At 44.1% G+C, this 19,812-nt stretch carries 25 protein-coding genes; 22 read left to right on the top strand and 3 right to left on the bottom strand.

Features of this window, described 5'->3' with window-relative positions; all coding sequences use genetic code 11:
• Positions 1-198: 198 nt before the first annotated feature.
• Genes ACQKMP_RS01790 through ACQKMP_RS01770 form a run of 5 tightly spaced genes read left to right on the top strand, consistent with a single transcriptional unit; the run spans position 199 to position 3,708 of the window.
• Positions 199-1,155 (top strand): ABC transporter ATP-binding protein, encoded by a 957-nt coding sequence (locus tag ACQKMP_RS01790; protein WP_341145095.1) that lies wholly within the window; start codon positions 199-201, stop codon positions 1,153-1,155.
• Positions 1,148-1,894, top strand: a complete 747-nt coding sequence (locus tag ACQKMP_RS01785) for an ABC transporter permease (protein ID WP_427468726.1) — start codon at positions 1,148-1,150, stop codon at positions 1,892-1,894. Before ACQKMP_RS01790 ends, ACQKMP_RS01785 begins: the two co-directional genes overlap by 8 nt.
• Positions 1,895-1,896: 2 nt before the next feature.
• Entirely contained in the window at positions 1,897-2,271 is a 375-nt protein-coding gene (locus ACQKMP_RS01780) for a GntR family transcriptional regulator (RefSeq protein ID WP_042187671.1), read from the top strand.
• A gap of 13 nt (positions 2,272-2,284) precedes the next feature.
• Complete coding sequence (locus tag ACQKMP_RS01775; RefSeq protein WP_339270882.1) at positions 2,285-2,986, top strand: ABC transporter ATP-binding protein; 702 nt, start codon at positions 2,285-2,287, stop codon at positions 2,984-2,986.
• A complete protein-coding gene (locus ACQKMP_RS01770) occupies positions 2,980-3,708 on the top strand; it encodes a hypothetical protein (protein WP_042187675.1) in 729 nt (242 codons plus the stop codon). The genes ACQKMP_RS01775 and ACQKMP_RS01770 overlap by 7 nt, the downstream gene beginning before the upstream one ends.
• 113 nt (positions 3,709-3,821) lie before the next feature.
• Here the strand turns inward: ACQKMP_RS01770 and ACQKMP_RS01765 are convergent, their stop codons facing one another.
• Positions 3,822-4,202 (bottom strand): PilZ domain-containing protein, encoded by a 381-nt coding sequence (locus ACQKMP_RS01765; RefSeq protein WP_042187677.1) that lies wholly within the window; start codon positions 4,200-4,202, stop codon positions 3,822-3,824.
• A gap of 123 nt (positions 4,203-4,325) precedes the next feature.
• Between ACQKMP_RS01765 and ACQKMP_RS01760 the strand changes: the two genes are divergently transcribed.
• The 8 genes from ACQKMP_RS01760 to coaD all read left to right on the top strand — a co-directional run bounded on the left by ACQKMP_RS01760 (position 4,326) and on the right by coaD (position 9,923).
• The gene (locus ACQKMP_RS01760) at positions 4,326-4,934 is read left to right on the top strand and encodes a pentapeptide repeat-containing protein (protein ID WP_042187679.1); all 609 of its coding nucleotides are present in this window, start codon (positions 4,326-4,328) and stop codon (positions 4,932-4,934) included.
• Positions 4,935-5,513: 579 nt separating this feature from the next.
• Positions 5,514-6,323 carry a glycoside hydrolase family 73 protein gene (locus ACQKMP_RS01755; protein WP_427468724.1) on the top strand — a complete coding sequence of 270 codons (810 nt, stop codon included), beginning with the start codon at positions 5,514-5,516 and terminating at the stop codon, positions 6,321-6,323.
• Positions 6,324-6,343: 20 nt separating this feature from the next.
• Positions 6,344-6,628, top strand: a complete 285-nt coding sequence (locus ACQKMP_RS01750) for a holin (RefSeq protein ID WP_042187683.1) — start codon at positions 6,344-6,346, stop codon at positions 6,626-6,628.
• A 111-nt stretch (positions 6,629-6,739) separates the two neighbouring features.
• Positions 6,740-7,162 carry a hypothetical protein gene (locus tag ACQKMP_RS01745; RefSeq protein ID WP_042187685.1) on the top strand — a complete coding sequence of 141 codons (423 nt, stop codon included), beginning with the start codon at positions 6,740-6,742 and terminating at the stop codon, positions 7,160-7,162.
• Positions 7,163-7,282: 120 nt separating this feature from the next.
• Entirely contained in the window at positions 7,283-7,387 is a 105-nt protein-coding gene (locus ACQKMP_RS01740) for a sporulation protein YjcZ (protein WP_081951108.1), read from the top strand.
• Between the two features lie 377 nt (positions 7,388-7,764).
• The gene (locus ACQKMP_RS01735) at positions 7,765-8,220 is read left to right on the top strand and encodes a DUF6773 family protein (protein ID WP_042187687.1); all 456 of its coding nucleotides are present in this window, start codon (positions 7,765-7,767) and stop codon (positions 8,218-8,220) included.
• 592 nt (positions 8,221-8,812) lie between these two features.
• Complete coding sequence (gene rsmD / locus ACQKMP_RS01730) at positions 8,813-9,421, top strand: 16S rRNA (guanine(966)-N(2))-methyltransferase RsmD (RefSeq protein ID WP_427468723.1); 609 nt, start codon at positions 8,813-8,815, stop codon at positions 9,419-9,421.
• Positions 9,405-9,923: a pantetheine-phosphate adenylyltransferase gene (gene coaD / locus ACQKMP_RS01725; RefSeq protein ID WP_042187691.1), complete on the top strand. Its 519-nt coding sequence runs from the start codon at positions 9,405-9,407 to the stop codon at positions 9,921-9,923. Before rsmD ends, coaD begins: the two co-directional genes overlap by 17 nt.
• On the opposite strand, the gene ACQKMP_RS01720 is transcribed toward coaD, so the two are convergent.
• Positions 9,895-11,121 carry a nucleoside recognition domain-containing protein gene (locus tag ACQKMP_RS01720; protein WP_427468722.1) on the bottom strand — a complete coding sequence of 409 codons (1,227 nt, stop codon included), beginning with the start codon at positions 11,119-11,121 and terminating at the stop codon, positions 9,895-9,897. The genes coaD and ACQKMP_RS01720 overlap by 29 nt on opposite strands.
• 152 nt (positions 11,122-11,273) lie before the next feature.
• Between ACQKMP_RS01720 and ACQKMP_RS01715 the strand changes: the two genes are divergently transcribed.
• Positions 11,274-12,311: a SepM family pheromone-processing serine protease gene (locus ACQKMP_RS01715; protein ID WP_427468721.1), complete on the top strand. Its 1,038-nt coding sequence runs from the start codon at positions 11,274-11,276 to the stop codon at positions 12,309-12,311.
• On the opposite strand, the gene ACQKMP_RS01710 is transcribed toward ACQKMP_RS01715, so the two are convergent.
• Entirely contained in the window at positions 12,301-13,539 is a 1,239-nt protein-coding gene (locus ACQKMP_RS01710) for a nucleotidyltransferase (protein ID WP_427468720.1), read from the bottom strand. The two genes, ACQKMP_RS01715 and ACQKMP_RS01710, sit on opposite strands and share 11 nt — an antisense overlap.
• A gap of 218 nt (positions 13,540-13,757) precedes the next feature.
• Here ACQKMP_RS01710 and ACQKMP_RS01705 point away from each other — a divergent pair, with 218 nt between their 5' ends.
• The 8 genes from ACQKMP_RS01705 to ACQKMP_RS01670 all read left to right on the top strand — a co-directional run bounded on the left by ACQKMP_RS01705 (position 13,758) and on the right by ACQKMP_RS01670 (position 19,725).
• Entirely contained in the window at positions 13,758-14,270 is a 513-nt protein-coding gene (locus ACQKMP_RS01705; RefSeq protein ID WP_042187699.1) for a YceD family protein, read from the top strand.
• Positions 14,271-14,339: 69 nt separating this feature from the next.
• Positions 14,340-14,513, top strand: coding sequence for a 50S ribosomal protein L32 (gene rpmF / locus ACQKMP_RS01700; RefSeq protein WP_019911234.1), 174 nt, complete (start codon positions 14,340-14,342; stop codon positions 14,511-14,513).
• Positions 14,514-14,936: 423 nt separating this feature from the next.
• On the top strand, positions 14,937-15,533 hold the full coding sequence (fapR, locus tag ACQKMP_RS01695; RefSeq protein ID WP_042127208.1) for a transcription factor FapR: 597 nt from the start codon (positions 14,937-14,939) through the stop codon (positions 15,531-15,533).
• Entirely contained in the window at positions 15,517-16,506 is a 990-nt protein-coding gene (gene plsX, locus ACQKMP_RS01690) for a phosphate acyltransferase PlsX (RefSeq protein ID WP_427468718.1), read from the top strand. The genes fapR and plsX overlap by 17 nt, the downstream gene beginning before the upstream one ends.
• A gap of 8 nt (positions 16,507-16,514) precedes the next feature.
• A complete protein-coding gene (locus ACQKMP_RS01685; RefSeq protein ID WP_139328492.1) occupies positions 16,515-17,504 on the top strand; it encodes a beta-ketoacyl-ACP synthase III in 990 nt (329 codons plus the stop codon).
• A 37-nt stretch (positions 17,505-17,541) separates the two neighbouring features.
• The gene (gene fabD, locus ACQKMP_RS01680) at positions 17,542-18,465 is read left to right on the top strand and encodes an ACP S-malonyltransferase (protein ID WP_339247699.1); all 924 of its coding nucleotides are present in this window, start codon (positions 17,542-17,544) and stop codon (positions 18,463-18,465) included.
• Between the two features lie 52 nt (positions 18,466-18,517).
• Complete coding sequence (fabG, locus tag ACQKMP_RS01675) at positions 18,518-19,267, top strand: 3-oxoacyl-[acyl-carrier-protein] reductase (RefSeq protein WP_042187706.1); 750 nt, start codon at positions 18,518-18,520, stop codon at positions 19,265-19,267.
• Between the two features lie 224 nt (positions 19,268-19,491).
• A complete protein-coding gene (locus ACQKMP_RS01670; protein WP_036686493.1) occupies positions 19,492-19,725 on the top strand; it encodes an acyl carrier protein in 234 nt (77 codons plus the stop codon).
• Positions 19,726-19,812 lie beyond the last annotated feature (87 nt).

Here is a 19,812-nt window from a genome sequence, read left to right as displayed (position 1 = left end):
TGTCATTCCTCCTTTGTAATCTAATCTATGTTCATTTCAATTTTTGGTTTGGCAGATAGTCTAATAGAAAGCCCTTATTTTGCGTAATCCATAATTTCGGGCTTTACATCAACAATATATTAGTGTACTATTCAACTATAACACCGACACATTAAAACAAACTCATCAATAATACAAAAGATGGCAGGGAGGATTACCATGAAGCAGGGAAGTGATGAACGCATGCAGGATTCAATCGTGCTGCAAATGAATGGGGTAAGCAAGATCATTAAAGGGAAATCCATTGTGGATAAGCTGACATTTGATATCCGTAAGGGAGAAATTGTTGGGCTATTGGGACCCAATGGTGCAGGGAAGACAACAACGATTCGGATGATGACGGGTCTTATACGGATGAGTGAAGGCGATGTGATCGTTCAAGGTCACAGTGTTAAGAGTGATTTTAATAAAGCTATTGGACATATTGGAGCGATTATTGAAAATCCAGAGTTCTATTCGTATATGACAGGGCTTGATAATCTAAAGCAATACCAGAGAATGACAGATAATATTGAGGCTGGAAGAATTGATGAGGTTGTGGAATTGGTAGGACTTCAGGAAGCGATGAATAAGAAAGTGAAGGCCTATTCGCTTGGTATGCGTCAACGTCTTGGGATTGCTCAGGCGTTACTGAACCGACCAAAGTTATTGATTCTAGATGAACCTACGAACGGTCTTGACCCAGCAGGCATACGAGAAATGCGTGATTATATGCGTAGGATTGCTGAGGTTGAAGGGATTTCTATTCTAATATCCAGCCACTTACTGACTGAAATTGAACAAATTTGTCACCGGGCCATCGTGATTCAGAACGGCAAATTAGTGACCGTTACAGCGATTGGTGGGGAGCAGGAGACAGCTGCAGATGTGAAACTAACCATTCGTGTAGGCTCAGTAGAATCAGCAATTAACATCTTGGAAGGTTTAGAATACGCAGAGCTATTGTCTATGGATAGTGCTCGTTCTGAGGTGACAATAAATCTGCATGACAGTAAAGTGCCGGAACTAGTGTCGACTTTTAGTAATAAAGGGGTAGGTATTTACCGGATTGCAGAGAATAAACAAAGCTTAGAGGAAGATTTCTTGAAATGGACAGGAGGAAACCGAATTGCGTAGCTTTAATAATTTGGTTGTTAATGAATGGCTCAAGCTCTCGAAGAAACGTACGTTTTTTGTACCTTACCTGATATTAATTCTAATATCCATGCTATTAGGTTATATTGTTCATTCTGCCTCACCTGATATGTTTGGATCAGCTTATGACTTTTCAGCAATGATGCTGCTTTCACAAGGGATTGGGCAAGTGATTACCATTCTCGCAATCATCGGAACAGCGGGTATTGTCTCAAAAGAATATAGTCAGGGCACCATCAAATTCCTTCTAATCCGTGCGAGAAGTCGTACAGCAATACTTGCGTCCAAATATGCTGTTGTGTTGATTTACGCGTTCTCAGTGGCAGTTGTCGGCATGTTGGCGGTTTTTGCATCAGGAGCTTTATGGTTTGGCTTGAGTGGTGGTGAGGCTGGTATTCGTGAGATGTTAACCAGTATAATGTATAACTCAGTTAGTACAGTTGTATATACAACACTTGCTTTTATGATCGGGATTTTGACAACATCTACGGGTGTTACAATTGGTGCTACAATGTTTATGCTGATGATAGACAAATTGGTTATTTTTCGTGAATTTTATAAATATGTATTATTCCCCAACCTAAATTTAGCTGCTTATGAAGGTGGAGGAGCACCTATGCCTGGAATGACGCTGACCTTTTCCTTAGTAATGCTAGTTTTATACACAGCTGTCTTTCTACTCATAGGCTTCTCCGTCTTTAGACGAAGGGATGTTGCTTAATCATGACAATCGAATTCGATAACAACCTGCCGATTTATATTCAGATCATGAATTACATCAAAGGAGAAATCGTTACAGGTAAGTTAAAACCAGGAGATAAAATTCTCTCGGTACGAGAGCTTGCCAATGAACTGCAGATTAATCCGAATACAGTACAAAGAACCTTTCAGGAACTGGAGCGTGAAGAAATCGTGGAGACCCGGCGTGGAATGGGAAGATACGTCACTAGTAATGAAGGAACTATTTTGACCATCAAAAAAGAAATGGCAAAGGATGTACTAGATCGTTTCATTCGTGGCATGCAGGACCTTGGTTTTCAAGGTGAAGATATTTTAGCGGCAGTAGCAGAGAGTATCCGAAACAAGGATGGAGAATAGGGGGATAAGCAAGTTGGAAAATATACTTGAGATTCATGACGTTACAAAAAAATATAGATCCAAGCACGCCCTCCGCGGAGTATCCTTTAATCTGAGTGCGGGTAAAATCACGGGACTGCTGGGCAGTAACGGCAGCGGTAAAAGTACACTTATGAAAATCATCGCCGGGCTGACACAGCCTACTTCCGGTCGTGTATCCATTATTGGAGGGGCTGTAGGCATAGATAGTAAAGCAGTAGTGTCATTTATGCCCGATAAGCCGCTTACAGAATCCTGGATGAATGTTAAGGATGCTCTAAAGTTCCAAAGTGATTTCTATCCGGATTTTGATCAGACTAAGGCTTCTCGAATGTTGGAGTTTATGAAGCTAAGAGCTCAAGATAAGGTGAAGGATTTGTCCAAAGGGATGAATGAACGTCTACAGCTTACACTTGCTTTATCACGCCGAGCTAGCCTGTATTTACTGGATGAGCCAATCGGTGGTGTTGATCCAGTAGCTAGAACTAAAATTCTTAACGCGTTAGTAGAGTTTTATGAAGAGGACAGCACCATTCTCCTTTCTACTCATTTAGTATCGGATATCGAGCGGATCTTTGATGATGTGATTTTTATAAAAGAGGGAGAAATTGTGATGCATACGGCGGTAGAAGATATCCGGATGCGCCAAGGTAAAAGCATAGACGAACTGTTCAGAGAGGTGTACGCAGAATGCTAAAGCTAGTGAAGTATGATTTTAGACGAGATAGGGATAAGTTTCTTGCTGTTTTTGTAATCACCATTCTTGTGCAGTTTGTGATAGGATTTACTGTTCAATCAGATCAAGATATGTTCATGATGAACATCACTTCCTATGCCGTAGCAGGTGTAGTGCTTCTCTTTTTTAGTCTGCGCACCTTCGGTCAGAACCTGAGATTATTCAATCGGAGGCTTGTGCCAGTACCAGTCCTGTATACCGTTCTCTCACCAGTAATGCTGTTTTTAGGGTCGTTACTCGGTTTATTTCTAGTCGCTTATATTCATTTAGCAGTAGATATTATGATGTTTTCAACTTCGTTTTTACCGGAAAAATTTTGGCTGATTTCCGCATATACAGTGCTAATTGTCTTTTGGGCTTCCGCCTACTCTATGTTGCTCGTGATGTTCTCCATGACCGTTGCAATGAGTGTGAGAGTGAAAGGAAGAGTATGGATTGGGATAGCCGTTTTTTTTGTAATACAGTATATAATTTCTTTATTAGAGTCATCGATGTTCGATCATAAAAATATCACTTTGGAAAGAGCTTTTCGATTTGAAGTGACGGATGAGGCCGCTAAATTAAATGATATTGAGATCTCTCAGTATGTTCTTGGCTTACTTCCTACCCTGTTCGAAGCTGTGATTATTACGATTCTAGTATTTGCTATTGTTAAGCTCGTTAAAAAAAGAGTGGAGTCCTAGGTACACGGTGAAATAACGCTTTTTAGAACGAAGGCAGAGCGATTAGCTTTGTCTTCGTTTTTATGCAAAAAAAAGACGCCCTTCCATGAGAAGGGCATCTGTTATGTAGAATTCTACAGGCCCTCTACATTTAGAGAGGCTGTCCATATATCGAGTTCTCTATGTAGCTGTTCTTCTTCGTCCTCGTTCAATTTAAGTTTAACTCCATATTGGTATTGGCCGAGTCCGAACATCCAGCCCCAACGGACGCTACCCACGAGTTGAAGCTTTTCTTCGTTTAATTGAAGATGAATTACTAGCTTTGTATCGCCCGCCGTGAATCGAAGATTCAGGGGGGTGCGCACTTTGCAGCCAGATCGGCTAAGATCGAGCAACACAGCTTCTGTTAGCTTTCCGGCACCCGGACCGCTACTACTTATTGGAACTTCAATCCAGCATTCAAGCGGCTGGTTCATTACATAGCGAAATGGTTCTTTCCTGCTGGACACATCCATAATTTCCCTCCATATCGTTTATTTGCAATTATATCGAAAGAGATTGTTGAGAACAATCTACTAAAGTGCTATTTTTAATAAGAATAAATTTATTTAATCCTAATGAAGGTGATGAGACTTAACATGTACCAATACCTTAATGAAACGTTCCAAAAACACAATTTTGACCAAGGAAGTCTACAGGACGGGGAACTAAATAACTGTACATTTGAGCAGTGTTCCTTCAAGGGAAGCTCTATGGAAGAGATGACTTCCATCGGCTGCCGATTTATAGATTGCGATTTTACTGGAGCCATGCTCAATGCATCACACCATAAAGGCACGGCTTTTACTAACTGTAAGTTCACGGGTGCGAATCTGTTCGTATCGAAATTTGAAGATTGTAAAATGGTAGGCTCTGATTTCTCAAATGCTTATTTGGACGGGATCACACTTATCGGCGGGGACTGGTCCTACACGAACCTGAGACATACCAATCTTAGCAGACAGGATCTGCGCGGGATTCGATTTACTGAGGCCGATCTAATGGGTTGTAATTTGCAAAAAAGTGATCTTCGAGGGGCTGATCTGAGCCGTGTACAGCTGTCTCAATGCAAGCTTAAGGGGGCTGACCTACGGGATGCTATTGTTGAAGGAATTGATTTGAAAAGTTTGGATCTGCAGGGTGTTCGTATGGATATAGATCAGGCTGTACTGTTAGCACGCTCTTTTGGGGCTAAGGTAGGGAACTAGGAATAGGGGCATCAGCTGCTAATGTTGTAGCGGTTGATGCCCCTTTAGATTGTTATCAAGAAATACATATGCACATTGTATGAAACTTCTTATGTATATTTGCTTGCTTAACGGTTAACGCAGTCTTTTTCTGGGTTTGGCCCACCATTTAATCCAAAGAAAACCTTCGTCATCACGGAAAAATTTAATGCCTACCCAGCGTAAGGGTGTCCATAGTTCTCTAAAGTAATATGAAGGCATAGTCTATTAGACCCTCCTATATAGTCAATTAATACTATATGTTACGCTAGTTTTAATGAAACTTCAAGACAATTTTACTTATAATTACATATTATGAATCTACGAGAAGTAAATTGCTCATGTGAGCAGGACCAATAGCCCTATGTTAGTTGCATGCTTCATTTAATTCTTTTCAGCTACTTATGTCACATTCGAATTATCAAATACTAACACGCGCTCTTTGGGCGCGTGTTTTGACGTTTATTTTGAATGGAATCTAGCAATGACGCTCTAATAGTAGGGATATGCACAAGCATTTCATTATGCTCAGCATTTAATAAATGGAGAGGAAGTGATGAAATGACGGAGACCGAGTTTATTGCGAAGATCGCAAATTTTGCTGTGAAGGACATGCAGATCAGCAAGGTTCCAGCATCGCTAACGATAGCTCAAGCGGCGCTGGAATCGGGCTTTGGCAGCAGCGGATTGACTGTTAAGGCCAACAATTTGTTTGGGATTAAAGGTAGCGGACCAGCCGGTAGTATTACTGTGCAAACTACTGAATATGTTAATGGTAAAGCTGTTAAAGTAGAAGCTCATTTTCGGGCCTATAACAACTGGGGAGAATCTGTTGCGGATCATTCCGCGTTGATTGTGAATGGTGTTTCGTGGAATCGTAATCTTTACAGCAAAGTGCTTGGTGCTAGTGGCAAGGTAGCCGCACAAGAGATTGCTGCCGCTGGTTATGCTACCGACCCAAACTATGCAGCAAAGCTAATCCAAATCATGAATACCTACAATCTGTATAAATATGATGATGAAGCCAAGGAAGGTGATGACGAAATGTCGGCAGAGGATAAACAAAGGCTGGCTAGTCTGGAAACGGAAATAAAGGAATTGCGTGCTCTTATTGTGAGCCTTACGGATAGCAAGGATACGCTAAAAACAGGTATGCAGGAACAAGGCCAGTCGATTACTAAGCTTTCAGATCGTGTGACTTTAATCGAAGGCCGAGCAGTGATGAATGTACCCCCATGGGCTGAAGCGGCAGTAAAAGCAGCGAGTGCTGCAGGGCTGTTGGATACACCGTCAGGTGGCAGTTATGACTTCTATCGCATAATAACAGTGCTGAACCGTGCAGGCTTACTTGCTTCTGGTAGTGGAAAATGAAATAAGGAGGATTAAACACCATGTATAATGATGCTCTCAACAGTGTGCTTGCCTTTGCTTCCGTGCTGGCTGTTTTCGTAATGGCACTTGTACAACTTGTGAAGAATAGCGTGCGACTTCCGCGGAATATTGTACCGGTTGTTGGATTAGCTATTGGCTTGCTGGTTGGAGCAGTGGCCTATCCGTTCACTGATATGAATCTGATCCTGCGGCTATGGGCTGGAGGGCTAGCAGGACTTTCGGCGACGGGGTTATTTGAGCTTGCTTTTAACAAAAGGGATGGAACCAAAACAGATGAAAAATAGACTCGGCCTATCAGTTATATAAAACAATCGTTTTATACAGGTATTGTGACTATGCAATCTATCGAGAACCCTAATATATTATCTTATGTCAATTATAAAGGGGGTGCAACAATGGGAACTTATCTTGATGCAAGAACGTCGCAAAATGCCAGCCTCGCCAACTCTATAGCCATTCCTATAACAGTTCTAAATACTCCACAGCTGTTTGGACAGATTGGGTTGTTGACTGCAGGAGTGACTACAAATCCGCGTGTGCTGCTTAAAGGAACGATCTCTGTAACGCTTCCTTTAGCTTTAGTGGGTATCACAATTACGATTGTAAGGGGAACCTTGCCGACCGATCCGCTTATATATTCTGCTACTTCAACTTTTGGTCTAAGTATTTTGGCTCCGCAAGTCATAACCTTTTCAGCAGACGATTTCTTACCTGCAATCACACCTCAACTCACTTATACAGCATTTGTTTCATCTAATCTACTCGGCACAGTTCGTGTGGGTCCAGAAAGCTTTGACGGTATTTTAGTTTCTGATTAATTGCAGAGCATTTAACCTCACTGGTTGCCAGTGGGGTCTTTTTTTAACCGTTCGCCCAATCTTCTAAGAAGATGATTACATATCTTATGATGTATTCTAAAATACGGAGGAGGTCTTCTCATGGGTGCAGAATTTGGCGGGGTTGGTGGCGCTTTTACTTCCACAGGCGCAATCTTAGTGTTGTTCATCTTGTTAGTTATTATTACGAGCGCATGCATATTCTAAAGATATAAAAAAGTCTGCTTCTGGCATTCGTGCTGGAAGCAGACTTTCTTTATGGTACTATTTCGATTTATGCCATGCAAAGCAAAAGTCGTTAGGATTCTACTCTCGTATTGAAGTACATAAAAAATGCTGATCGGGATTTCTTCCATTATTGTAGTATTAATCATTGTCGTAACGGTGGGAAGCTTTTATTTCTATCATGTAACCCCGAACGTGACTGTCTAACAAAGGGCTGCCGAAAGGTGGTCCTTTTGTGATGTATATACTCTTTAGCGAATTTATTGTGTGAGTTTGCTTTTTATTCACATTTAAATGCAATATATAAATTGCATTATGTAATAAATATATTATAATTCTGGTTATAGGGAGGGATAATAATGAAAAAAAGTAAAATGAATGATGAACGAATTGTATCTCAAAGAAGAACGATTCAAAGTGATGCTTATCAAATATTAGTATATTGTTTGCTGATTTCAGTACTGATTCAACAATTCATAATGAATGCTCCGTTTGAGCAATTTGCAGTCGAGTTTTTCTGTTTAATTGGTAGTGGAATATATATAACGATACGGCACTTGTCTGTTGGTGTTGATATTTGGGATTCCCGAAGAAACACAAATAAAAAGCTGCTCATAAACAGCATTATTTCAGGCGGAATTTGTGTTTCGTTGCTTATAGTTTTGGCGGGAGAAAGAAATGTATGGAGCATTATTTTAATCTTTGTATCTTTTACAATTGTTTATTTTCTTACACACCTAGTGTTACGGAATATAAACAAAAAAAGACAACAGCAAATCGATGATGAATTAGGTAGTGATGATACAGTTGAATGAAATGCGCGGATTTTTTATCCTCATCTATGAGCTTTAATTTTATCGGAGGGAGTTGAATACGCTGCTGAAAATATGGCACGTCGCAGATCTCCGAAAGGATAAGCACGAGAGCCTATATTTCCCTATGACCGTGATCTTTGAGCCAAGAGGCAATTGCAGAAATTTGGGGTATTCCTAAGGCGGCAGCATTCGCAAGCCACTATGTGCGTTCTTCTTACTCATTGTCCGATACTAGTAATTTTGTATTGGTTATTCCATATATAATAATAACTTTTAATGTCTTTAAACATAAATTCGGGGCCCTATCTCTAGGGCCCCTTTCATGGGAGAGGAGAAACCGGACGAAGAGCTTATGGGGAAACGTAAGCCTGCTCCGCGGTTGTCTACGACATTTGTGGTGTCGATAATTACATGATGTCCCTGGAAGCCCAGTCTTATACATAAGGAAGACTTATTTATCAGAATAGTCTTGATCTTTCCATTTTTCATATCTAGACAAATTTTTTATTTCATCGCGCAAATGTGTTACGATAGGCGTGGACTTATGCCCTTTTGGGTATAACAAACAGAGACATAGAGCGGGTGATTGACGGTGAGAGTGGTATCGGGAAGTGCAAAAGGAAGACCACTAAAAAGTGTGCCGGGAAGTGGAACAAGACCTACAACCGATAAGGTGAAGGAAGCTGTATTCAGTATGATCGGTCCATATTTTGAAGGTGGAGCGGTACTGGATTTGTTCGCAGGTACAGGTGGTTTGGGTATCGAAGCTTTAAGCAGAGGGATGGAAAGTGCCGTATTTGTAGATATGGATCCCAAGAGTATTGACACCATTCGTGCCAATTTGAAGGCGACTAATCTTGAAGTGAGTGCGCAAGTGTACCGAAATGAAGCAGGAAGAGCACTCAGTGCATTGGAGAAGCGGGGACGTGTTTTTGATTTAGTTTTTCTAGATCCTCCCTACCGATTGAAGCACGGAGATGAGCTGATGTTATCTATGGTAGAAAAAGGAATGCTGCAAGAGGACGCAATCATTGTTCTGGAGCATGAATCAAGTTATGCCTATCCTGAGGATATCCCAGGATTTTATAGGCTGCGTCAGGCCGTATACGGAGAAACGACAATTTCTATTTATCAGTATGAAGCTAATCCTTCTGTGGAAAGCGAGACTGATGAGGAGGTAGAGAATGAGTCAGCAAATTAGAAAAGAACGTGTTGCCATCTATCCAGGCACCTTTGATCCCGTGACTATGGGACATATGGATATTATTCGGCGCGCATCCAAGCAATTCGACCGTTTAATCGTAACGGTGCTTAATAATTTGAGTAAGAACCCGCTGTTTACTGTAGAAGAGCGGACAGAGCTTTTAAGACAGGCAACAGCTGATATTCCCAATGTGGAAATCGACAGCTTTAGGGATCTATTAGTCAATTATGTTCGTCAAAAAGATGCTCAAGTCATTGTACGTGGTATTCGTACCGTAACTGACTTTGAATATGAACTGCAAAATGCATCCATCAACCATAGTCTGGATCCGGATGCGGAAACGATCTTTATGATGACTAATCCGAAATATTCCTATTTAAGCTCCAGCGTTGTAAAAGAAATTGCCCATTTTGGTGGGAATGTGTCTGACTTCGTGACGCCTGAGGTGGAACGGGCGATGAAGCTTAAATTTAATCGAGCCGATGGCGAAAAGCGCTAACGAGATAGATCGTTGTGGATAATGCCAGTAGGATGATTAGCAGAAGCGATTGCAAACTAAGCAACTGAGGAAAAGAGCTCCATATGGCAGTTACATTAATGGTTCTGTTTGGTATGGATTGTGAATCAGCGAGCGCAGGCAAAGCGGCTTCACTTATTACTAAAAGTGGTTTCCATAGTAGCAGTGTTAATAAAAAAGCATAAACGCCATGCATCAGGCGTACGACAGCATAGGGGAGGAATCGGACATTTGCTTGTTTAAGCAACGTCAGCACCTGTAGCTGCGCGCAGAGCCCGCTCCAGCCTAGTGCAGCAGAGAGAAAGGCCAAGCCTAGTACACCTGATGCTCCGGCTCCGATGCTCGAGAGCCCTTTGCTTATAGCGTCGGCTCCTAAATGAATCTCGAGCAAGCTCGCTGGCAGAGCGGCTGGCAATGCAGGAAGTACCGTAGTTATGATATTGATGACCACGGCGAACATAATCATGTAACCGCCCACAACCATCAAATTTTGTACCGCTGTAGCTACTGACTCCCCAAGAAGTCTACCGAAGCTTCGGCCATCTCTTGATCTGGCTTCAGTGGCTGCAAATTGGACACGACTATATAAAGAAGGTCGTTTGGTATTCGTGCGTTCCTTTACAGAAGGCTGCGGATTGTCTAGCCGGCCATTTAAAAGAGCGTCTGTATAACTGGCCAGAAGTCCTGAAACCCAGTGGATAGCAAGTAGAAAGTAACCTGCTGTAGGACTATGTAGGAAAGCTACACCAATCACAATGAGCAGGGTTACTGGACTGGCGAAATGCGTAAGTGAAGCAAGACGAGCGGCTTCCTTGTCCGAAATGCTGCCCTGCCTATGAAGCTGCATTACACCTCCGGCCCCGCCGGGGAATCCAGCGGTGATCCCAAGCGCCAAAGTCCAACCACTCGCGCCAGGTAGTCGAAAGACCTTTTTCATCAATGGTTCCAGGAGCACTCCGAAACCATGTACGAAGCCCGAAGCGGTTAGCATCTCAGACAGCATCAAGAAGGGTAGAAGTGCAGGGAATACGAGTGTCCACCAGAGCTTTAACCCTCGGAGAGAAGCCTCGAAAGAGCTTTCTGGTGAGATGATGATGGCAATGGCTAACAGGATTGCGATCACCCCAGATAAAAAAGGTGTGGAGCGACTAGCTAGCCGGCGTATTTTAATATTGTTCATTTCTAGAATCACCTCTTCATAACTTAAGGCATAGCGGATGTGTTATCAATTTATGCAGAGTAGACAACCATCATGCCAAACCACTAGTCGAAGCGGTAATGAAGTTCAAACATTCAACTCCTAATTGTGCCGTGGGAAAGAAGGGAAGAGTAGTGAAGCAGTTGAAGCATCGGCCGGGATTCCGTGCCACAGCTTACCTCTTTACGTTTGTAGTTATCGTGTATGTATTTGTTTTTATGAACACCCCGTACATTGTATATCAACCGGGTAGTGCCTCTGAAGTTGCCCCTATGATTAAAGTGGAAAATGCTGATCCAGCTGAAGAAGGAACCTTCATGATGACTACAGTATCTGCTAGTTACGCTAATGTGGCGTTACTGGTCGCCTCTGTTTTTAACTCCAATTCAGAGGTTGTGCAGAAAGAAACACGGTTAGGAGATAAGTCTGAAGATGAGTATGCTGCGGAGCAGGTTTTTTATATGAACAGCTCGCAATCTTACTCCGTTCAGGCGGCCTATCATGCTGCAGGAATTCCGTATGAGGATGTTGTGGATTATTTGTATGTTTTTTCAGTTCCGGTTGCCAGTAATAAAGGACAATTCCAGCCGGGTGACAGAATCATAAGTGTAGAAGGCCAGAAGGTACCCGATCCAGAAGCACTTTCTGCTTTACTTTCAACCAAAAAAATCGGTGATCAGGTCGCTGTTGTTTTACAAAGAAACGGTAAGGAAGTAAAGGAACAAGTGACACTTGTCGAGATCAAAGATAAAGAAGGTTCTGCAGTCCGACCTGGTTTTGGAGTCACTATAGCCGCAGTTCAAAAGGTAAAACCTAAAGAACAAGGCAAAGCGGTCAGCTTTGTGGATACGAATGTTGGTGGACCTTCTGCAGGACTGATGTTCACTATGGAGATTTACAACCGGCTTACGCCTGGTGATTTAACCAAAGGTCATAGGGTTGCAGGAACGGGCACGATCGACGCTGAGGGTGTGGTTGGTGCTATCGGTGGAGTGAAGCATAAGATTGTTGCTGCGGATCGAGAAGGGGCGGAGATTTTTTTCGTTCCTGTTAAGAATTACGACGAAGCCAAAACGAAAGCTGATAAAATCGGCACATCTATGAAGTTGGTACCCGTATCGACACTGGATGAAGCACTGAAGTATATGGAGGAACTACCGGTCAAACCATGACCGGAGGTTCCAAATAATCGCGATACAGATCGGTTCTGTGCGGTTCTCGAAAAGCTCCTGCGAAAGCAGACGCGGCTTGAAGGTCTCGTTCAAGTTGTGGATGGGAGCACAGTGACGGCCGCATGATGATGGGTAAGGTTGCTTTTTGTTTCATCTCTTTAAGGAGAACTCGTCCACTTTCTCTAAAACCAAGGATTCGAATATATCCGGGCCCCTCCGCTAGTACAGAAGGGGTCATTTCTTCCTTTGTATGATTTAGCAAAATGTGCAGTAGTAGACGTTGCAGTCGTGTATGCGTATAACGCTTGCTCTTAAGGGCTTGAAGCAAACCCGAGATAGAGAATTGCTCAAGATCGGGCATAAGGCGAAGGATTCTATTCTCCAAGCCTTCATTCATGTCTTGGATGGTTCGTAGCTCGGCAGCGGTACGTGTAGAGAGCAGGTGACGGAGGGGACCTCGGAAATGCTCCAATTCCAGAGGACCTCTACCTGCTGCATGCTCTCTTTCTAATATGGACACGCTATATTCCGGCATGTATGCTGCTGGAGAGCCGCCTTCTTGCAGCAGCTTGCGAATAGCAGTGGCGCTTGCGATCGATGAGTCAACTTGCAAAGGATCATGGAATCCGGCTGCCGTTCGCGGAACGGTTAGCGGCTCGATCTTGCTATTTAGCCGCTGCAAGGCGATGAGATAATGCAAGCCAAGGCTGTTATTCGGCTGGCGCAGCAACTCGCCAGCATCGCCGGGACTCTCCTCTTCATGGAGAGTCCCTTCAAAGGCCACCGCCGCCGCTGCGCTGTACGCGGCGGGGAAGCTCGCTCCGAGCGCCATGCGGCGGCGGATCTCGCCCTGAAGTTCGCTGCTTTCCTCTGCCAGATACCTGGCCAGAGGAAGCAGCGAACCCAAAGTGCCGGCTTCGGAGCCGAAGCACAAGCTGTCCACGACTCCGGTCGCTTCCAGCAGTGCAACTGCTCCGAAGGCGAACCATTCTGCCGGCTGTACAGCATAGGCCACCGGCAGCTCAATGACGAGGTCGGCGCCCATTCGTAGCGCCATCTCTGTCCGGGCTTGCTTGCTTACCGCCGCCGGCTCGCCGCGCTGAGTAAAGGGACCGCTCATGACGACGATGGCGCGCTCAGCGCCAGATAGTCTTTTGGCTTCGGTGAAGTGATGGACATGTCCGTTATGTAATGGATTGTATTCTGCTATTATTCCAACTGTTGTCACTGCTGCTTCCCTCCGTATGTAACCATTATTTAAAATATAAGTAGAGATTAGTAGGATTAATATTTAGAAACTCAGTTCGCATATGCTGTCATTTTGATTTACACTAATAGTTATATCATAATTCTCTCCAATTCCTGAAACAATATAAAGGGAAAATGGTTGACAAAGGTATATAATACTAGGTATAATAAATTTTGTTTGTTTGGGAGTGATAAGTTATGCAGATTCACTTTCGCAAATTAGCGAATGCCGACGAACCGTTACATATTCACGATGTTGTGGATGTCAGCGAGGTAGTCAAAGGGCGCAAGGATATTCTAGCTGTTGCTCCGCTCTCAGTGGACCTTAAAGCGCTGCCCGCGGGAACCGATTGTGTGAACGTGGTGGGAAAACTGAGTGGAGATGTGGACATGTTATGTTCACGTTGTCTCACGGAGGTCAAAAGTGATTTGAACATTCCTTTTGCTGAGACTTTCAAGTGGCTTAAGCAGCCAGTTCTTCCAGATGATGACGAAGATGAGGAACTCATTTACGTCAAGGATGAGGTTGTGGATCTTATTCCTTATGTGGAAGAAAATTTCGTACTGCACTTACCGGATTCGGTATTGTGCAAGGCAGACTGTCTTGGTCTTTGTCAGAAATGCGGACAGAACTTGAACGAAGGCACCTGCAGTTGCGACAACACAGTGATCGATCCTCGACTCGCTGGGTTGAAAGACTTTTTCAAATGAAACATTACAACAAAACACATTCTGCTCTGAGGAGCAGGCTGACAGAAATATCACAAGGAGGTGGAACACATGGCAGTACCACAACGTAGAACGTCTAAAACACGCCGTGACAAACGTCGCACCCACTTTAAGTTGGTTGTGCCGGGCATGGTGAAATGCGAACAATGCGGAGAGTTGAAATTGGCTCACCACGTATGTAAAGTTTGCGGAACTTACAAAGCAAGAGAAATCATCAAACAATAGTTTCGGAATAAATAGTACTTCACTATCGGTGAAGTACTATTTTTTTTGAAATATAAGAATATATAAGTTTTACGCTATACATTATCCTTATATTTTTTGCACAAACGCTTACCGTCTATTAGGGACGCTGAGGCGTTTATGCTTATCCAAACATAAGCCGCCCAGAAGTCAATGCTTTATTTTTGGTGCGGCATGCTTTATACTACATATTAGTACCTGGTTCTAAATAATGTTTGAGGTTATTTGACCTAATATAACAGCGGCCATTCAAGCGGCCGAATGCTTTCTTTAAAATATAAGAAAGTATAAGTTATGCACCTATACTTGATGTCTTATATTTCTCGCTTAAACGCTTATCGTCCATAAGGACGCCGAAGGCGTTTATGCTTGGCACGTGCCAGGAGGTGAGCCGCAATCGAGCGGATGTCCAAGAAAGAACGTCAGCAACAGCTGCTACATATAATCGCAGGTAATCCTTTTGTAACGGATCGGGAGTTGACTCGTCAGCTAAAAGTTAGCATTCAGACGATTCGGTTAGACCGAATGGAGCTGGGGATACCGGAACTGCGTGAACGAATGAAGCAAATGGCAGAGCACTCCTATGATCAGGTGCGCTCTTTGCCTGCGGATGAAGTCATCGGAGACATTGTGGATTTACAATTGGACAAGAGTGGGATTTCGATATTTGAGATTCGCGAAGACCATGTGTTCTCTAGAAATGGGATCGCTCGTGGTCACTATGTGTTTGCTCAAGCGAACTCGCTTGCGGTTGCCGTAATCAACGATGAAATTGCTCTGACCGCTTCAGCCGATATACGTTTTGTACGCACAGTTCAGCTAGGTGAGAAGTGTATTGCCAAAGCACAGGTGCGGTCACTCGCCGGTAGGGGTGGCAAAGCAGAGGTGGACGTATTCACCTATGTCGGAGAAGAACTAGTGTTTCAGGGCCATTTTATAGTGTATCGGTCCGCAAATGATGAACACAGTGAAGGGGGTAACCATAGTGCTGATCGCCATTGATGCCATGGGCGGGGACAACGCTCCTGAATGTAATGTCGAGGGGGCGTTGTCCGCGGCCGCGGAATGGAAAGATACGCAGATTGTGCTCGTTGGTGACGAAGCCAGATTAGAGCCATTACTCAAAAACAAGCCATCTAATCTGACAATACGTCATGCAGGAGACGTCATTGGTTCTGATGAAGAGCCGGTTAAGGCAGTTCGTCGTAAAAAAGACTCATCCATGGTTGTAGCTGGACGAATGGTGCGTGAAGGTGAAGCAGATGCTATGATTTCGTCTGGTAACACGGGTGCACTAATGACCACAGGACTCCTCGTAGTTGGCCGGATGCAGGGGATTGAACGTCCTGCACTGGCGCCTATGATTCCAACGCTTGACGATGTTGGCGTACTGGCTCTTGATCTTGGTGCTAACATGGATGCGAAGCCTGAACATCTGGTACAATATGCGCTGATGGGCAGCATTTACCGGAGCAAGGTTCATGGTATTGCTAAGCCGCGTGTGGGACTTCTGAATGTAGGGACGGAGCCTGGAAAGGGTAACGAACTGACGAAAGAAGCTTATCCGCTGCTTGAGAACTTGCCAGGCATTCATTTTATCGGTAATGTTGAGGCACGTGACGTACTGACAGGGAATTGCGATGTGCTTGTCTGCGATGGATTTGCCGGTAATATTTTGTTAAAGTCTCTTGAGGGTACGGCGGGTGCTTTGTTCTCTTTGCTCAAGGAGCAATTTAGTCGTTCTCTGAAGACTAAGATTGGCGCGGCTATGCTGATGCCGGAGCTTAGAGCTCTAAAGGGTAAAATGGATTACAAAGAGCACGGTGGTGCACCACTACTCGGTCTTAGCGGATTGGTAGTTAAGGGCCACGGATCTTCTGACGGAAATGCAGTTAAGAATGCGGTAAGACAAGCGCGGATTGCTCTGCAAGCCGATCTTGTGCCAAGTATATCCAAGGAAATTAGCGGGAAGTGAGTGACGACATGAGACAGTTGCGACCGGTTGGAATTATAGGAACTGGGAAATATGTACCTGAGAAAATATTGACAAATAGCGATCTGGAAAAAATAGTGGAGACTAACGATGAGTGGATCGTCAGTCGGACAGGCATCCGCGAGAGACATATTGCTGCGCCTCACGAGGCAACTTCTGATCTAGCGTATGAAGCAGCACTCAAGGCACTTGATTCCGCTGGAATGAAAGCCGAAGATTTGGATCTTATTATTATTGCAACAGTAACACCTGATAGTGCTTTCCCTTCTACAGCCTGTATTTTGCAGGATAAACTGGGTGCTAAAGGCGCTGCAGCTTTTGACTTGTCAGCAGCCTGCTCTGGTTTTGTATACAGCTTAGCTACTGCGGTTGGCTTTATTCAGAACGGAATGTACAACAATGCACTTATTATAGGTGCGGATACTTTATCCCGCATCACAGATTATACGGATCGCAATACTTGTGTCTTGTTTGGTGATGGAGCAGGTGCAGTTATCATTGGTGAGGTTCCGGAAGGTCGTGGTTTCCAATCCTTTGATCTGGGTGCTGAAGGCTCTGGAGGGAACTTGCTTAAGCTAGAAGCCGGCGGTTCGCGCTTGCCTGCCTCTCAGCAAACCGTTGAAGATAAGAAGCATTTCATTTATATGAATGGCCGTGAAGTCTTTAAATTTGCTGTTCGTGTAATGGGCTCAGCTACAGAACGTGTGCTTACTAAAGCTGGTCTGGGTAAGGAAGATATCGATTTGTTCGTACCTCACCAAGCGAATATTCGTATCATTCAATCCGCTATGCAGCGTCTTGATTTGCCACCAGAGAAATGTGTAATCAATGTTGATAAATATGCCAATACTTCGGCTGCCTCCATTCCACTTGCGCTTGTTGAAGCGGCGGAAGAAGGACGTATGAAAGAAGGCGACACCGTCCTGATGGTTGGATTCGGCGGGGGCTTGACTTGGGGCGCATCTGTGTTGATCTGGTAATAAGCTAAGACCGTTATACGGGAAGGAGTTCATACTTATGAGTAAAATTGCATTCGTCTTTCCCGGTCAGGGAGCACAAGCAGTTGGAATGGGCAAGGATGTTTATGATGCTCTTCCAAACAGCCGTGCAGTGTTCGAGAAAGGGGATGAAGTTCTCGGATTTCCACTAAGTAAGCTGATTTTTGAAGGGCCGGACAGTGAGTTGAAGCAAACGGTAAACACGCAACCAGCGCTTCTTACAGCAAGCGTAGCCTATCTTGAAGCTCTACGTGAACAAGGTTTGAAGCCGGATTATGTTGCTGGTCATAGCCTTGGTGAATACAGTGCACTAGTAGCTGCGGGTGTGTTGTCATATGAAGATGCTGTAACACTTGTACGCTTGAGAGGCCGTTTCATGGAAGAAGCTGTTCCAGGAGGACAAGGTGCAATGGCTGCAGTGCTTGGCGCAGAACGTGAAGCGCTGGCAGCATTATGCCAAACTATCTCTGAAGAGAATGGTGTTGTAGAACTGGCTAACGTTAACTGTCCAGGTCAGATCGTTGTTTCCGGATCTCAGGAAGGCGTTAATGGTGTTGTGCAGCGTGTTAAAGAAGCTGGTGGCAAGCGGGCAATTCCGCTAGAAGTAAGTGGACCTTTTCACTCTTCTATGATGAGAGCTGCTGCAGATCGTTTGGCAGAAGAGTTGAAGAAAGTAACCTTCAACACTCCAAATGTACCTGTCATCGTTAACGTCACTGCATCACCGGTAACAGATCCCGAAGAAATTCGCGAACTGCTTGTTCGTCAGGTGTATTCTCCTGTGCTTTGGCAAGACAGTATTGAATGGTTGATTGCGGATGGTGTTGACACTTTTGTTGAGATTGGTTCTGGCAGTGTTCTGGCAGGTCTGATCCGCAAAATAGATAAAACAGTCAAAGTAATCAACATTAATACACTTGAAGGTGTCCAAACTGTTTTGTAAGAAATGGTTTAATATTTTGACAACAGCATCATGATTGAAAGGGGATTAGACTATGTTCTCAGCATTGCGGGGCCAAACGGCCCTTGTAACTGGCGGCTCACGTGGCATTGGTCGTAGTATCGCGCTTGCTCTTGCAGAACACGGTGTAAAGGTGGCCGTGAACTATGCAGGAAGTGAAGCGGCGGCACAGGAGACTGTGGCCCGTATTGTCGAGCTTGGCTCGGAGGGTATTGCACTCCGTGGAGATGTCGGCAATAGTGAACAGGCCGAGAGCCTTGTGAAAGAGGTTCTTAATACCTGGGGACGTATTGACATTGTTGTCAATAATGCCGGCATTACTAGGGACAACCTGATTATGCGCATGAAAGAGGAAGAGTTCGATCAAGTGATTGAGACGAATCTGAAAGGTGTGTTTAATTGCCTTAAGGCAGCAACACGTCCGATGATGAAACAGCGCTATGGCCGAATCATTAATATTTCCTCGGTTGTGGGCGTGACAGGTAACCCTGGTCAGGCTAATTACTCTGCAGCTAAGGCTGGTGTCATCGGTTTAACGAAGGCATCGGCTCGTGAGCTTTCTTCGCGGGGCATCACCGTCAACTGTATTGCTCCTGGGTTTATTGATACAGATATGACACGTGAGCTCTCTGAAGAAGTTCGCAGTGAGCTAGAGAAGGGCATTCCACTAGCTCGCCTTGGGCGTCCGGAAGAAGTAGCTATGACAGTTGTTTTCTTAGCTTCTGAAGGCGCCGCTTATATGACCGGCCAGACACTACACGTGGATGGCGGGATGTATATGTAATTCTCCTTTGAAAATATAAGAAAGTATAAGTTTCACACTATACTTTATCTTTATATTTCTTGCTTAAACACTTACTGTCCTTATAAGGACGCCGAAAGCGTTTATGCTTGGGAGAAATTACACTGTTTTAAAGATGAAATGTGAGGGATCAGGAAAGCGTTTTTTGCGGTCTATGGTATTTTGACCTCATATCTCGTATAATACCAAAAGAGGAGGTGAACCGGATGTCCGATGTATTAGAGCGTGTAAAACGCATTGTCATCGACCGCTTAGGTGCCGATGAAGCTGAGGTAACATTAGAAGCGTCTTTCAAAGATGATTTAGGTGCTGATTCTCTTGATGTAGTAGAATTGGTTATGGAATTGGAAGATGAATTCGACATGGAAATCTCTGATGAAGATGCAGAGACGATTACGACCGTGGGTGAAGTTGTGAAGTACATACAATCTCATACCTAGAGTCATATGATTGAGAGTCCCGTTCCAACTTGGGCGGGGCTTCTCCTCATTTATACAGCATTAAAGTTGTATTACAGGTTGCCATGT

This window comes from Paenibacillus sp. NPDC101420 (assembly GCF_050277435.1).
Classification (GTDB): Bacteria; Bacillota; Bacilli; order Paenibacillales; family Paenibacillaceae; genus Paenibacillus_AQ.
Note: the sequence above shows the minus strand (reverse complement) of the source record. Positions and strands in the feature narration are given on the sequence as shown.